Source organism: Cyanobium sp. ULC065, from assembly GCF_977927515.1.
Window position 1 is genome coordinate 460,931 of sequence record NZ_OZ376393.1, and the last position, 16,963, is coordinate 477,893.

At 55.9% G+C, this 16,963-nt stretch carries 2 protein-coding genes; one reads left to right on the forward strand and one right to left on the reverse strand.

Annotated features, from left to right (window positions below; genetic code table 11):
* The first annotated feature begins 53 nt into the window (after positions 1–53).
* Positions 54–359 (forward strand): hypothetical protein, encoded by a 306-nt coding sequence (locus ACXMDP_RS02180; protein ID WP_457767028.1) that lies wholly within the window; start codon positions 54–56, stop codon positions 357–359.
* A gap of 1,127 nt (positions 360–1,486) precedes the next feature.
* Here ACXMDP_RS02180 and ACXMDP_RS02185 read toward each other — a convergent pair.
* Positions 1,487–16,666, reverse strand: a complete 15,180-nt coding sequence (locus ACXMDP_RS02185) for a beta strand repeat-containing protein (RefSeq protein WP_457767240.1) — start codon at positions 16,664–16,666, stop codon at positions 1,487–1,489.
* Positions 16,667–16,963 lie beyond the last annotated feature (297 nt).

A 16,963-nucleotide genomic window follows, 5' to 3' on the forward strand; every position in this document is an offset into this window, starting at 1 on the left:
TTTGTGGCAGCTAGTTGCTTGTGAATCAGTCCCCATTCATCCCGCTGCCTCCCTTGTGCGACGTTGTCACTGACAGCATGATCCCCAAGCTGATCATCAAGATATTGCCCCTTCTCTTCTTCGACATACTTGGGATCACTCTTGGACCGATCAAGTCGAGCTCTACCCATGCGATTGCGATGACGCTGCCAGAGCGTACGGTTGGCTCGCGTCCGATGAATCCTGTCGGCATCGATCACCTCTGGCTGATGACCATGACGGCAGCGACTGACTCTCGCTTGATCCTTCAGGCCTGCTCCTTCACTGGAGGGGGCGTGGCTCAACTGATCCACACTGGTGAACCCATCACCCGTGACTGATAGAGAGATCTACCACATGCTGACTCGATACAGACAAGGGCTTCGAGTTCGACATTGAACCTAGCCTCGCAATGAACAGTTGACCTGAGAGAAGCATCTATGAGGTTCACGAATCAATCGTAGCAGCTTCTGCGACCTGAGTGGTAGAGAGTTCTCCGCTGGAGTCCCAGTCTGCTCCTCACCAAGAGCTTTTGGCACCAGTGTCTTCTTGCAGCCAGCGGCCAGCCACCGTAGTGGATAAGAGCATCAATGCCCGTAAGAATGTGCTCCAGATGGCCGGCCTGCCACTTGAGTGCCTTGCGATCCTTGCGGATGCGAGAACACTTCGTTTAGCCACAGTAAGACATTGCTACCAGCACATCTTGCGATTCGTGCGTGGCTTCTGATCAAGTGCTCCACGAATTCGTGGACCCATCGTCTCATTCAGTTTCTACGTAGCTTGTTTGGCTGCGTTGAGCAGGGATCCATTACTCTGTTGTTCATACCAACAGGTGCGCAGGTGGCGTTCCTCAAGAGTGGTGCTTGGTTGAGTGATGGCGCAGGCGTATGATTCCTGCTGCAATGCCCTGATGAAAAACCACCACCTTCACGGTATCCTCATCATCACTGGTACGTTTCCAATCCAATGAAGGACTGAAGATGCGGAGCTCTCTTGATTTGCTTTGCCAACCCTTCGTTTGTGATCACAAGGCGAGCCTTGATGAGCTTGGCAACCAGTGCCACTCGAGATAGCTTGGCAGGTGACCCAATGTCTTTGCAGAGCTGGCACGTAGTCATCCTCCAGTTCATCCTTGGAAATGAGCTCAGCGAGCTTGATCTACCATTTGGTGCCAGAGAGCTTGTCACCACATTGCATGAAGCAGGCCTCTAACGAGAGCCAATGATGACGCTTACACCGATCAATGTCAGCCAAACCGGATTCTTTTCGCTGTACTTGTGTCGAGTTGATCATTTTTGAAGTCGATAGCTAATTTGTTCTATTTCAGCGCAGGCGCACTGTCCCTTTGGGGAGGGTCTGCGTGATGCCATGCATCAGCACCGCGTCTTGTTCGGCTGCTGAAATGAACAGCTTGGTAGTAAGGAACCACCATTGGATGTGGTTAGTGGGCTAGTTCCTGAAGAGGAACTCAGAACGGCGTCACCGTGACGATCAAATCGTTGTAATCCCAGTCAGCGCCACCGGAGCTGAGAAGGTCTTCGAATCCGAAGCTGTTGTCGCCAAACACCTTGAGGTGCTGGCGACCGTCAGCCGCAGTGGTATCTCCTAACGTAAAGAGATTACCTTCGAATGAAACCACGACAGCTGCGTAATAGCCGCTGTCGGATGCTCCAACTTCCCATGTCGCAAGACTCTTTGCTTGACCACCAGCCGCTATGCTGAAGTCCACGAGATTGTCGCGTACAGCAGTTCTAAACGCCTCGCCTTCGCTAGCAGAAACTCCGGCGACTTGGCTGAGTGGTTTGCCTGTCACAGGATCTACATCGAGCTTTACGAAGCTTAGGGTGTTGATGTTCTCGGAGTCTGTAACGATCGAGAGGTTCAGTGTTAACTTGCCTTCTTGTAGATTTGTGAGATCGAGGATGCCATCAGAGCTTGTACGCTGCTGACTTGCCAGCGAGACCACCGATTCGAACGGATCCAATGGTGTGCTGTCGACATCAACGATCAGATCGTTGAAATCAGAGTCAGGGCTAGGATCTCCATTGTCGTCAAGAGAAACACGATAGCGTTCGCCGATCTTTTCGATGCGGAGAGCAGGATCGACGTTTTCGTTGTCGTCATTGCTGTTCTGTACGAATCTTAGGGTTTCACCCACGCCCAGGAACAACTCCTTGCCGCCCAGGAAGGTGGCCTGCGCAGTAGCACCGACACTCCCAATCGATGTCTCCTGGCCGTTGGCAAGACGCTTCACAAGATCGAAGCTGTTTTGTAGCGCTGAGTTTGCGATTACGGCATTGAGGTCCAGCCAAAGGCCTGTTCCCTGGCCAGTGCCAGCCACCACTGTGAGCCCTTGACCATCGCTTGAAATCACTAACTTGGGCGGTTCGGCATTCGTGGCCTGGAAGGTAATCACAGCGTCATTGAAGTCCCAGTCCGCAGAGCCACTTGGTAAATCTTCAAAGCCGAAGCTATTGGCCCCAAGCACTTTAATGTGCTGTTTCTGATCGCTGCTCGATGATGCACCAAAGGTGTAGATCGCTCCTGTCGGCGTTATCAATACAGGTGCGTACACCCCGGCTTGGCTGCCTTGCAGCGCTACGCTAAGCCCAGCAACTGTCTGTTTCCCAGATTGCGTGTAGCTGAAGCTCAGCAGATTCCTGCGAACTGCTTCATCAAAGTCTGCGCCTGCGGATGGGGCCAAGCCACCTACCGTGCCGAGAGGGGTTCCGTTGACGTCAGTGTCAACCTTCACTAGGCCGAATCTGTTGTTAAAGTCACTTTCGGTTGTTACATCCATACTCAGCATGATTCCATTGGCTGAGATCCAGCTGAGATCCAGATAGGCTTGATCGGATGCCTGTTGAAACTTTGCGAGCTTTGTACTTTGAGGGAAGGGGTCAAAGGTTGAGGTTTTTACCTTGAGTACAAGGTCATTAAAGTCGTTGTCGTCGCTGTTGTCGTCAAGTCGCACGATGACACGTTCACCGTCGCTGCTTATAGACAAAGCGGGAGAATCATTGGCTGGCAGATTACCCCTGACTTGGATGAACTGAAGTTGATCACCAACGGCAAGCTTTACACGGGTATCTCCTAGAAAGCCGGAATCCGGAGTTGCTCCAATGGAGCCAACTCTGGATTGGCTGCCGTCGGAGGAGATCCGCACGAGATCAAGCCCGTTTTGCTTCAGTGCATTCGCTAGAACGACTGAGAGGTCGACCCAGAGCTCATCCCCCTCCGTTCCGATTACCTCCAATCCCGTGCCATCATTGGTGGGAACGAGGATTGCGGGGCCGCGATCGTCATCTTTGAGAGCGCCTGGATCGGTATTACCGGTGTTGTTATCAGGGTAGATATTGCCGGTGCCGTCATCATTGATGGTGGCAGTGCCAGTGGAGAGTGCGCCGCCGGTGGGGGTAACAGCGAGCTGGAAGGTTTCCGGACCCTCAAAGGTGCTGTCGTCGTTGATGGCAACACGAACGAGGAGGGAGCCGTTGATCAGATTAACGGTGCCGGAGGAGTAGTTGACCCAGGTGGAGCCGTTGAAGTATTGGATCTGGGTGCCGGTGTCGGTGCCAAGAGCGGCGTCATTGGTGGCACCGTCGGCATCATTTTGGAGGCCAAGGGTAACGGGCTGATTGCCAGTACCAGAGACGGAGAAGACCGCGAAGGGTGAGTTTTCGTTAACGGAGATGTTGTTAACAGAGACGGCGCGATCGTCATCTTTGAGAGCGCCTGGATCGGTATTACCGGTGTTGTTATCAGGGTAGATATTGCCGGTGCCGTCATCATTGATGGTGGCAGTGCCAGTGGAGAGTGCGCCGCCGGTGGGAGTGACGGCGAGCTGGAAGGTTTCCGGACCCTCAAAGGTGCTGTCGTCGTTGATGGCAACACGAACGAGGAGGGAGCCGTTGATCAGGTCAACGGTGCCGGAGGTGTAGTTGACCCAGGTGGAGCCGTTGAAGTACTGGATCTGGGTGCCGGTGTCAGTACCAAGAGCGGCGTCATTGGTGGCACCGTCGGCATCATTTTGGAGGCCAAGGGTAACGGGCTGATTGCCAGTACCAGAGACGGAGAAGACCGCGAAGGGCGAGTTTTCGTTAACGGAGATGTTGTTAACAGAGACGGCGCGATCGTCATCTTTGAGAGCGCCTGGATCGGTATTACCGGTGTTGTTATCAGGGTAGATATTGCCGGTGCCGTCATCATTGATGGTGGCAGTGCCAGTGGAGAGTGCGCCGCCGGTGGGGGTAACAGCGAGCTGGAAGGTTTCCGGACCCTCAAAGGTGCTGTCGTCGTTGATGGCAACACGAACGAGGAGGGAGCCGTTGATCAGATCAACGGTGCCGGAGGTGTAGTTGACCCAGGTGGAGCCGTTGAAGTATTGGATCTGGGTGCCGGTGTCGGTGCCAAGAGCGGCGTCATTGGTGGCACCGTCGGCATCATTTTGGAGGCCAAGGGTAACGGGCTGATTGCCAGTACCAGAGACAGTGAAGACCGCGAAGGGTGAGTTTTCGTTAACGGAGATGTTGTTAACAGAGACGGCGCGATCGTCATCTTTGAGAGCGCCTGGATCGGTATTACCGGTGTTGTTATCAGGGTAGATATTGCCGGTGCCGTCATCATTGATGGTGGCAGTGCCAGTGGAGAGTGCGCCGCCGGTGGGGGTAACAGCGAGCTGGAAGGTTTCCGGACCCTCAAAGGTGCTGTCGTCGTTGATGGCAACACGAACGAGGAGGGAGCCGTTGATCAGATCAACGGTGCCGGAGGTGTAGTTGACCCAGGTGGAGCCGTTGAAGTATTGGATCTGGGTGCCGGTGTCGGTGCCAAGAGCGGCGTCATTGGTGGCACCGTCGGCATCATTTTGGAGGCCAAGGGTAACGGGCTGATTGCCAGTACCAGAGACAGTGAAGACCGCGAAGGGTGAGTTTTCGTTAACGGAGATGTTGTTAACAGAGACGGCGCGATCGTCATCTTTGAGAGCGCCTGGATCGGTATTACCGGTGTTGTTATCAGGGTAGATATTGCCGGTGCCGTCATCATTGATGGTGGCAGTGCCAGTGGAGAGTGCGCCGCCGGTGGGAGTGACGGCGAGCTGGAAGGTTTCCGGACCCTCAAAGGTGCTGTCGTCGTTGATGGCAACACGAACGAGGAGGGAGCCGTTGATCAGGTCAACGGTGCCGGAGGTGTAGTTGACCCAGGTGGAGCCGTTGAAGTACTGGATCTGGGTGCCGGTGTCAGTACCAAGAGCGGCGTCATTGGTGGCACCGTCGGCATCATTTTGGAGGCCAAGGGTAACGGGCTGATTGCCAGTACCAGAGACGGAGAAGACCGCGAAGGGCGAGTTTTCGTTAACGGAGATGTTGTTAACAGAGACGGCGCGATCGTCATCTTTGAGAGCGCCTGGATCGGTATTACCGGTGTTGTTATCAGGGTAGATATTGCCGGTGCCGTCATCATTGATGGTGGCAGTGCCAGTGGAGAGTGCGCCGCCGGTGGGGGTAACAGCGAGCTGGAAGGTTTCCGGACCCTCAAAGGTGCTGTCGTCGTTGATGGCAACACGAACGAGGAGGGAGCCGTTGATCAGATCAACGGTGCCGGAGGTGTAGTTGACCCAGGTGGAGCCGTTGAAGTATTGGATCTGGGTGCCGGTGTCGGTGCCAAGAGCGGCGTCATTGGTGGCACCGTCGGCATCATTTTGGAGGCCAAGGGTAACGGGCTGATTGCCAGTACCAGAGACAGTGAAGACCGCGAAGGGCGAGTTTTCGTTAACGGAGATGTTGTTAACAGAGACGGCGCGATCGTCATCTTTGAGAGCGCCTGGATCGGTATTACCGGTGTTGTTATCAGGGTAGATATTGCCGGTGCCGTCATCATTGATGGTGGCAGTGCCAGTGGAGAGTGCGCCGCCGGTGGGGGTAACAGCGAGCTGGAAGGTTTCCGGACCCTCAAAGGTGCTGTCGTCGTTGATGGCAACACGAACGAGGAGGGAGCCGTTGATCAGATCAACGGTGCCGGAGGAGTAGTTGACCCAGGTGGAGCCGTTGAAGTATTGGATCTGGGTGCCGGTGTCGGTGCCAAGAGCGGCGTCATTGGTGGCACCGTCGGCATCATTTTGTAGAGCAAGGGTAACGGGCTGATTGCCAGTACCAGAGACGGAGAAGACCGCGAAGGGCGAGTTTTCGTTAACGGAGATGTTGTTAACAGAGACGGCGCGATCGTCATCTTTGAGAGCGCCTGGATCGGTATTACCGGTGTTGTTATCAGGGTAGATATTGCCGGTGCCGTCATCATTGATGGTGGCAGTGCCAGTGGAGAGTGCGCCGCCGGTGGGAGTGACGGCGAGCTGGAAGGTTTCCGGACCCTCAAAGGTGCTGTCGTCGTTGATGGCAACACGAACGAGGAGGGAGCCGTTGATCAGATTAACGGTGCCGGAGGAGTAGTTGACCCAGGTGGAGCCGTTGAAGTATTGGATCTGGGTGCCGGTGTCGGTGCCAAGAGCGGCGTCATTGGTGGCACCGTCGGCATCATTTTGGAGGCCAAGGGTAACGGGCTGATTGCCAGTACCAGAGACGGAGAAGACCGCGAAGGGTGAGTTTTCGTTAACGGAGATGTTGTTAACAGAGACGGCGCGATCGTCATCTTTGAGAGCGCCTGGATCGGTATTACCGGTGTTGTTATCAGGGTAGATATTGCCGGTGCCGTCATCATTGATGGTGGCAGTGCCAGTGGAGAGTGCGCCGCCGGTGGGGGTAACAGCGAGCTGGAAGGTTTCCGGACCCTCAAAGGTGCTGTCGTCGTTGATGGCAACACGAACGAGGAGGGAGCCGTTGATCAGATTAACGGTGCCGGAGGAGTAGTTGACCCAGGTGGAGCCGTTGAAGTATTGGATCTGGGTGCCGGTGTCGGTGCCAAGAGCGGCGTCATTGGTGGCACCGTCGGCATCATTTTGGAGGCCAAGGGTAACGGGCTGATTGCCAGTACCAGAGACAGTGAAGACCGCGAAGGGTGAGTTTTCGTTAACGGAGATGTTGTTAACAGAGACGGCGCGATCGTCATCTTTGAGAGCGCCTGGATCGGTATTACCGGTGTTGTTATCAGGGTAGATATTGCCGGTGCCGTCATCATTGATGGTGGCAGTGCCAGTGGAGAGTGCGCCGCCGGTGGGGGTAACAGCGAGCTGGAAGGTTTCCGGACCCTCAAAGGTGCTGTCGTCGTTGATGGCAACACGAACGAGGAGGGAGCCGTTGATCAGATCAACGGTGCCGGAGGTGTAGTTGACCCAGGTGGAGCCGTTGAAGTACTGGATCTGGGTGCCGGTGTCAGTACCAAGAGCGGCGTCATTGGTAGCACCGTCGGCATCATTTTGTAGAGCAAGGGTAACGGGCTGATTGCCAGTACCAGAGACGGAGAAGACCGCGAAGGGTGAGTTTTCGTTAACGGAGATGTTGTTAACAGAGACGGCGCGATCGTCATCTTTGAGAGCGCCTGGATCGGTATTACCGGTGTTGTTATCAGGGTAGATATTGCCGGTGCCGTCATCATTGATGGTGGCAGTGCCAGTGGAGAGTGCGCCGCCGGTGGGGGTAACAGCGAGCTGGAAGGTTTCCGGACCCTCAAAGGTGCTGTCGTCGTTGATGGCAACACGAACGAGGAGGGAGCCGTTGATCAGATTAACGGTGCCGGAGGAGTAGTTGACCCAGGTGGAGCCGTTGAAGTATTGGATCTGGGTGCCGGTGTCGGTGCCAAGAGCGGCGTCATTGGTGGCACCGTCGGCATCATTTTGGAGGCCAAGGGTAACGGGCTGATTGCCAGTACCAGAGACGGAGAAGACCGCGAAGGGTGAGTTTTCGTTAACGGAGATGTTGTTAACAGAGACGGCGCGATCGTCATCTTTGAGAGCGCCTGGATCGGTATTACCGGTGTTGTTATCAGGGTAGATATTGCCGGTGCCGTCATCATTGATGGTGGCAGTGCCAGTGGAGAGTGCGCCGCCGGTGGGGGTAACAGCGAGCTGGAAGGTTTCCGGACCCTCAAAGGTGCTGTCGTCGTTGATGGCAACACGAACGAGGAGGGAGCCGTTGATCAGATCAACGGTGCCGGAGGTGTAGTTGACCCAGGTGGAGCCGTTGAAGTATTGGATCTGGGTGCCGGTGTCGGTGCCAAGAGCGGCGTCATTGGTGGCACCGTCGGCATCATTTTGGAGGCCAAGGGTAACGGGCTGATTGCCAGTACCAGAGACAGTGAAGACCGCGAAGGGTGAGTTTTCGTTAACGGAGATGTTGTTAACAGAGACGGCGCGATCGTCATCTTTGAGAGCGCCTGGATCGGTATTACCGGTGTTGTTATCAGGGTAGATATTGCCGGTGCCGTCATCATTGATGGTGGCAGTGCCAGTGGAGAGTGCGCCGCCGGTGGGGGTAACAGCGAGCTGGAAGGTTTCCGGACCCTCAAAGGTGCTGTCGTCGTTGATGGCAACACGAACGAGGAGGGAGCCGTTGATCAGATTAACGGTGCCGGAGGAGTAGTTGACCCAGGTGGAGCCGTTGAAGTATTGGATCTGGGTGCCGGTGTCGGTGCCAAGAGCGGCGTCATTGGTGGCACCGTCGGCATCATTTTGGAGGCCAAGGGTAACGGGCTGATTGCCAGTACCAGAGACGGAGAAGACCGCGAAGGGTGAGTTTTCGTTAACGGAGATGTTGTTAACAGAGACGGCGCGATCGTCATCTTTGAGAGCGCCTGGATCGGTATTACCGGTGTTGTTATCAGGGTAGATATTGCCGGTGCCGTCATCATTGATGGTGGCAGTGCCAGTGGAGAGTGCGCCGCCGGTGGGGGTAACAGCGAGCTGGAAGGTTTCCGGACCCTCAAAGGTGCTGTCGTCGTTGATGGCAACACGAACGAGGAGGGAGCCGTTGATCAGATTAACGGTGCCGGAGGAGTAGTTGACCCAGGTGGAGCCGTTGAAGTATTGGATCTGGGTGCCGGTGTCGGTGCCAAGAGCGGCGTCATTGGTGGCACCGTCGGCATCATTTTGGAGGCCAAGGGTAACGGGCTGATTGCCAGTACCAGAGACGGAGAAGACCGCGAAGGGTGAGTTTTCGTTAACGGAGATGTTGTTAACAGAGACGGCGCGATCGTCATCTTTGAGAGCGCCTGGATCGGTATTACCGGTGTTGTTATCAGGGTAGATATTGCCGGTGCCGTCATCATTGATGGTGGCAGTGCCAGTGGAGAGTGCGCCGCCGGTGGGGGTAACAGCGAGCTGGAAGGTTTCCGGACCCTCAAAGGTGCTGTCGTCGTTGATGGCAACACGAACGAGGAGGGAGCCGTTGATCAGATCAACGGTGCCGGAGGTGTAGTTGACCCAGGTGGAGCCGTTGAAGTATTGGATCTGGGTGCCGGTGTCGGTGCCAAGAGCGGCGTCATTGGTGGCACCGTCGGCATCATTTTGGAGGCCAAGGGTAACGGGCTGATTGCCAGTACCAGAGACAGTGAAGACCGCGAAGGGTGAGTTTTCGTTAACGGAGATGTTGTTAACAGAGACGGCGCGATCGTCATCTTTGAGAGCGCCTGGATCGGTATTACCGGTGTTGTTATCAGGGTAGATATTGCCGGTGCCGTCATCATTGATGGTGGCAGTGCCAGTGGAGAGTGCGCCGCCGGTGGGGGTAACAGCGAGCTGGAAGGTTTCCGGACCCTCAAAGGTGCTGTCGTCGTTGATGGCAACACGAACGAGGAGGGAGCCGTTGATCAGATCAACGGTGCCGGAGGAGTAGTTGACCCAGGTGGAGCCGTTGAAGTATTGGATCTGGGTGCCGGTGTCGGTGCCAAGAGCGGCGTCATTGGTGGCACCGTCGGCATCATTTTGGAGGCCAAGGGTAACGGGCTGATTGCCAGTACCAGAGACAGTGAAGACCGCGAAGGGTGAGTTTTCGTTAACGGAGATGTTGTTAACAGAGACGGCGCGATCGTCATCTTTGAGAGCGCCTGGATCGGTATTACCGGTGTTGTTATCAGGGTAGATATTGCCGGTGCCGTCATCATTGATGGTGGCAGTGCCAGTGGAGAGTGCGCCGCCGGTGGGAGTGACGGCGAGCTGGAAGGTTTCCGGACCCTCAAAGGTGCTGTCGTCGTTGATGGCAACACGAACGAGGAGGGAGCCGTTGATCAGATTAACGGTGCCGGAGGAGTAGTTGACCCAGGTGGAGCCGTTGAAGTATTGGATCTGGGTGCCGGTGTCGGTGCCAAGAGCGGCGTCATTGGTGGCACCGTCGGCATCATTTTGGAGGCCAAGGGTAACGGGCTGATTGCCAGTACCAGAGACGGAGAAGACCGCGAAGGGTGAGTTTTCGTTAACGGAGATGTTGTTAACAGAGACGGCGCGATCGTCATCTTTGAGAGCGCCTGGATCGGTATTACCGGTGTTGTTATCAGGGTAGATATTGCCGGTGCCGTCATCATTGATGGTGGCAGTGCCAGTGGAGAGTGCGCCGCCGGTGGGGGTAACAGCGAGCTGGAAGGTTTCCGGACCCTCAAAGGTGCTGTCGTCGTTGATGGCAACACGAACGAGGAGGGAGCCGTTGATCAGATTAACGGTGCCGGAGGAGTAGTTGACCCAGGTGGAGCCGTTGAAGTATTGGATCTGGGTGCCGGTGTCGGTGCCAAGAGCGGCGTCATTGGTGGCACCGTCGGCATCATTTTGGAGGCCAAGGGTAACGGGCTGATTGCCAGTACCAGAGACAGTGAAGACCGCGAAGGGTGAGTTTTCGTTAACGGAGATGTTGTTAACAGAGACGGCGCGATCGTCATCTTTGAGAGCGCCTGGATCGGTATTACCGGTGTTGTTATCAGGGTAGATATTGCCGGTGCCGTCATCATTGATGGTGGCAGTGCCAGTGGAGAGTGCGCCGCCGGTGGGGGTAACAGCGAGCTGGAAGGTTTCCGGACCCTCAAAGGTGCTGTCGTCGTTGATGGCAACACGAACGAGGAGGGAGCCGTTGATCAGATCAACGGTGCCGGAGGTGTAGTTGACCCAGGTGGAGCCGTTGAAGTATTGGATCTGGGTGCCGGTGTCGGTACCAAGAGCGGCGTCATTGGTGGCACCGTCGGCATCATTTTGTAGAGCAAGGGTAACGGGCTGATTGCCAGTACCAGAGACGGAGAAGACCGCGAAGGGTGAGTTTTCGTTAACGGAGATGTTGTTAACAGAGACGGCGCGATCGTCATCTTTGAGAGCGCCTGGATCGGTATTACCGGTGTTGTTATCAGGGTAGATATTGCCGGTGCCGTCATCATTGATGGTGGCAGTGCCAGTGGAGAGTGCGCCGCCGGTGGGGGTAACAGCGAGCTGGAAGGTTTCCGGACCCTCAAAGGTGCTGTCGTCGTTGATGGCAACACGAACGAGGAGGGAGCCGTTGATCAGATTAACGGTGCCGGAGGAGTAGTTGACCCAGGTGGAGCCGTTGAAGTATTGGATCTGGGTGCCGGTGTCGGTGCCAAGAGCGGCGTCATTGGTGGCACCGTCGGCATCATTTTGGAGGCCAAGGGTAACGGGCTGATTGCCAGTACCAGAGACGGAGAAGACCGCGAAGGGTGAGTTTTCGTTAACGGAGATGTTGTTAACAGAGACGGCGCGATCGTCATCTTTGAGAGCGCCTGGATCGGTATTACCGGTGTTGTTATCAGGGTAGATATTGCCGGTGCCGTCATCATTGATGGTGGCAGTGCCAGTGGAGAGTGCGCCGCCGGTGGGGGTAACAGCGAGCTGGAAGGTTTCCGGACCCTCAAAGGTGCTGTCGTCGTTGATGGCAACACGAACGAGGAGGGAGCCGTTGATCAGATCAACGGTGCCGGAGGTGTAGTTGACCCAGGTGGAGCCGTTGAAGTATTGGATCTGGGTGCCGGTGTCGGTGCCAAGAGCGGCGTCATTGGTGGCACCGTCGGCATCATTTTGGAGGCCAAGGGTAACGGGCTGATTGCCAGTACCAGAGACAGTGAAGACCGCGAAGGGTGAGTTTTCGTTAACGGAGATGTTGTTAACAGAGACGGCGCGATCGTCATCTTTGAGAGCGCCTGGATCGGTATTACCGGTGTTGTTATCAGGGTAGATATTGCCGGTGCCGTCATCATTGATGGTGGCAGTGCCAGTGGAGAGTGCGCCGCCGGTGGGGGTAACAGCGAGCTGGAAGGTTTCCGGACCCTCAAAGGTGCTGTCGTCGTTGATGGCAACACGAACGAGGAGGGAGCCGTTGATCAGATTAACGGTGCCGGAGGAGTAGTTGACCCAGGTGGAGCCGTTGAAGTATTGGATCTGGGTGCCGGTGTCGGTGCCAAGAGCGGCGTCATTGGTGGCACCGTCGGCATCATTTTGGAGGCCAAGGGTAACGGGCTGATTGCCAGTACCAGAGACGGAGAAGACCGCGAAGGGTGAGTTTTCGTTAACGGAGATGTTGTTAACAGAGACGGCGCGATCGTCATCTTTGAGAGCGCCTGGATCGGTATTACCGGTGTTGTTATCAGGGTAGATATTGCCGGTGCCGTCATCATTGATGGTGGCAGTGCCAGTGGAGAGTGCGCCGCCGGTGGGGGTAACAGCGAGCTGGAAGGTTTCCGGACCCTCAAAGGTGCTGTCGTCGTTGATGGCAACACGAACGAGGAGGGAGCCGTTGATCAGATTAACGGTGCCGGAGGAGTAGTTGACCCAGGTGGAGCCGTTGAAGTATTGGATCTGGGTGCCGGTGTCGGTGCCAAGAGCGGCGTCATTGGTGGCACCGTCGGCATCATTTTGGAGGCCAAGGGTAACGGGCTGATTGCCAGTACCAGAGACGGAGAAGACCGCGAAGGGTGAGTTTTCGTTAACGGAGATGTTGTTAACAGAGACGGCGCGATCGTCATCTTTGAGAGCGCCTGGATCGGTATTACCGGTGTTGTTATCAGGGTAGATATTGCCGGTGCCGTCATCATTGATGGTGGCAGTGCCAGTGGAGAGTGCGCCGCCGGTGGGGGTAACAGCGAGCTGGAAGGTTTCCGGACCCTCAAAGGTGCTGTCGTCGTTGATGGCAACACGAACGAGGAGGGAGCCGTTGATCAGATCAACGGTGCCGGAGGTGTAGTTGACCCAGGTGGAGCCGTTGAAGTATTGGATCTGGGTGCCGGTGTCGGTGCCAAGAGCGGCGTCATTGGTGGCACCGTCGGCATCATTTTGGAGGCCAAGGGTAACGGGCTGATTGCCAGTACCAGAGACAGTGAAGACCGCGAAGGGTGAGTTTTCGTTAACGGAGATGTTGTTAACAGAGACGGCGCGATCGTCATCTTTGAGAGCGCCTGGATCGGTATTACCGGTGTTGTTATCAGGGTAGATATTGCCGGTGCCGTCATCATTGATGGTGGCAGTGCCAGTGGAGAGTGCGCCGCCGGTGGGGGTAACAGCGAGCTGGAAGGTTTCCGGACCCTCAAAGGTGCTGTCGTCGTTGATGGCAACACGAACGAGGAGGGAGCCGTTGATCAGATCAACGGTGCCGGAGGAGTAGTTGACCCAGGTGGAGCCGTTGAAGTATTGGATCTGGGTGCCGGTGTCGGTGCCAAGAGCGGCGTCATTGGTGGCACCGTCGGCATCATTTTGGAGGCCAAGGGTAACGGGCTGATTGCCAGTACCAGAGACAGTGAAGACCGCGAAGGGTGAGTTTTCGTTAACGGAGATGTTGTTAACAGAGACGGCGCGATCGTCATCTTTGAGAGCGCCTGGATCGGTATTACCGGTGTTGTTATCAGGGTAGATATTGCCGGTGCCGTCATCATTGATGGTGGCAGTGCCAGTGGAGAGTGCGCCGCCGGTGGGAGTGACGGCGAGCTGGAAGGTTTCCGGACCCTCAAAGGTGCTGTCGTCGTTGATGGCAACACGAACGAGGAGGGAGCCGTTGATCAGGTCAACGGTGCCGGAGGAGTAGTTGACCCAGGTGGAGCCGTTGAAGTACTGGATCTGGGTGCCGGTGTCAGTACCAAGAGCGGCGTCATTGGTAGCACCGTCGGCATCATTTTGCAGGGCAAGGGTAACGGGCTGATTGCCAGTGCCAGAGACAGTGAAGACCGCGAAGGGTGAGTTTTCGTTAACGGAGATGTTGTTAACAGAGACGGCGCGATCGTCATCTTTGAGAGCGCCTGGATCGGTATTACCGGTGTTGTTATCAGGGTAGATATTGCCGGTGCCGTCATCATTGATGGTGGCAGTGCCAGTGGAGAGTGCGCCGCCGGTGGGGGTAACAGCGAGCTGGAAGGTTTCCGGACCCTCAAAGGTGCTGTCGTCGTTGATGGCAACACGAACGAGGAGGGAGCCGTTGATCAGATCAACGGTGCCGGAGGTGTAGTTGACCCAGGTGGAGCCGTTGAAGTATTGGATCTGGGTGCCGGTGTCGGTGCCAAGAGCGGCGTCATTGGTGGCACCGTCGGCATCATTTTGTAGAGCAAGGGTAACGGGCTGATTGCCAGTACCAGAGACGGAGAAGACCGCGAAGGGCGAGTTTTCGTTAACGGAGATGTTGTTAACAGAGACGGCGCGATCGTCATCTTTGAGAGCGCCTGGATCGGTATTACCGGTGTTGTTATCAGGGTAGATATTGCCGGTGCCGTCATCATTGATGGTGGCAGTGCCAGTGGAGAGTGCGCCGCCGGTGGGGGTAACAGCGAGCTGGAAGGTTTCCGGACCCTCAAAGGTGCTGTCGTCGTTGATGGCAACACGAACGAGGAGGGAGCCGTTGATCAGATTAACGGTGCCGGAGGAGTAGTTGACCCAGGTGGAGCCGTTGAAGTATTGGATCTGGGTGCCGGTGTCGGTGCCAAGAGCGGCGTCATTGGTGGCACCGTCGGCATCATTTTGGAGGCCAAGGGTAACGGGCTGATTGCCAGTACCAGAGACAGTGAAGACCGCGAAGGGTGAGTTTTCGTTAACGGAGATGTTGTTAACAGAGACGGCGCGATCGTCATCTTTGAGAGCGCCTGGATCGGTATTACCGGTGTTGTTATCAGGGTAGATATTGCCGGTGCCGTCATCATTGATGGTGGCAGTGCCAGTGGAGAGTGCGCCGCCGGTGGGGGTAACAGCGAGCTGGAAGGTTTCCGGACCCTCAAAGGTGCTGTCGTCGTTGATGGCAACACGAACGAGGAGGGAGCCGTTGATCAGATCAACGGTGCCGGAGGTGTAGTTGACCCAGGTGGAGCCGTTGAAGTATTGGATCTGGGTGCCGGTGTCGGTGCCAAGAGCGGCGTCATTGGTGGCACCGTCGGCATCATTTTGGAGGCCAAGGGTAACGGGCTGATTGCCAGTACCAGAGACAGTGAAGACCGCGAAGGGTGAGTTTTCGTTAACGGAGATGTTGTTAACAGAGACGGCGCGATCGTCATCTTTGAGAGCGCCTGGATCGGTATTACCGGTGTTGTTATCAGGGTAGATATTGCCGGTGCCGTCATCATTGATGGTGGCAGTGCCAGTGGAGAGTGCGCCGCCGGTGGGGGTAACAGCGAGCTGGAAGGTTTCCGGACCCTCAAAGGTGCTGTCGTCGTTGATGGCAACACGAACGAGGAGGGAGCCGTTGATCAGATCAACGGTGCCGGAGGTGTAGTTGACCCAGGTGGAGCCGTTGAAGTACTGGATCTGGGTGCCGGTGTCAGTACCAAGAGCGGCGTCATTGGTGGCACCGTCGGCATCATTTTGTAGAGCAAGGGTAACGGGCTGATTGCCAGTACCAGAGACGGAGAAGACCGCGAAGGGTGAGTTTTCGTTAACGGAGATGTTGTTAACAGAGACGGCGCGATCGTCGTCTTTGAGAGCGCCTGGATCGGTATTACCGGTGTTGTTATCAGGGTAGATATTGCCGGTGCCGTCATCATTGATGGTGGCAGTGCCAGTGGAGAGTGCGCCGCCGGTGGGGGTAACAGCGAGCTGGAAGGTTTCCGGACCCTCAAAGGTGCTGTCGTCGTTGATGGCAACACGAACGAGGAGGGAGCCGTTGATCAGATTAACGGTGCCGGAGGAGTAGTTGACCCAGGTGGAGCCGTTGAAGTATTGGATCTGGGTGCCGGTGTCGGTGCCAAGAGCGGCGTCATTGGTGGCACCGTCGGCATCATTTTGGAGGCCAAGGGTAACGGGCTGATTGCCAGTACCAGAGACGGAGAAGACCGCGAAGGGTGAGTTTTCGTTAACGGAGATGTTGTTAACAGAGACGTCATTGTCTATGTTGGTGATGTCAATGACGGCCGTGCGGCCATTAAAGGCAGCATCGGACGAGCTACTTGTGGCTGTGATCGTATACGTGATATTGCCGTCAAGGATGACGTCGTTGACGCCAGTGACGGTTACAATCTGGGGTGAGTTCCAATTGGCTGTTGTAAAGGTAAGTGTAGTAGTGCTCAGGCTGCCTTCGGTGGCGTCTAGGCCTGTGAGCGTGACGGTGACGGTTGCAGATGGTTGAGCTGAGAGCTGCAGACTAAACGTTGCTGATGTGCCGGATTCATTGGTTGTGAGCGGACCTCCCGTGAGCACGAGGTCTTTGCTCACCACGTTGGTGAACGTTGGACCTTGGCTGAAATCGAGCGCGTAGAACGCAGTGCCTGAACCATTGCCGGCGCCTACGGTATAGGTGAGTTGCGACACCTCATCAAAACTGACACGCACACGATAGTTGTCGCCAGTTGTTGTTCCTGGGAGCGCAGTGATATTGCCAGGGCTGCTGCTTGGGTTTGGGGCAAAGCTTGTGGTCGCGCCATTCACTGAAACGGCCAATGCCGTCGAGCTGCTGAGCTCGATGCCGCCGACATCGGTAAACGAAGTGAACTGATTGCCGCCGTTGCCGCTTGAGCTGCTGCTTGTACTGTCAAGGTCATATGAATTAGTAAAGACATTTCTAAGGGTAACGGCTGTGCCATTGGGATTTGTGCCGGCGCTATAACT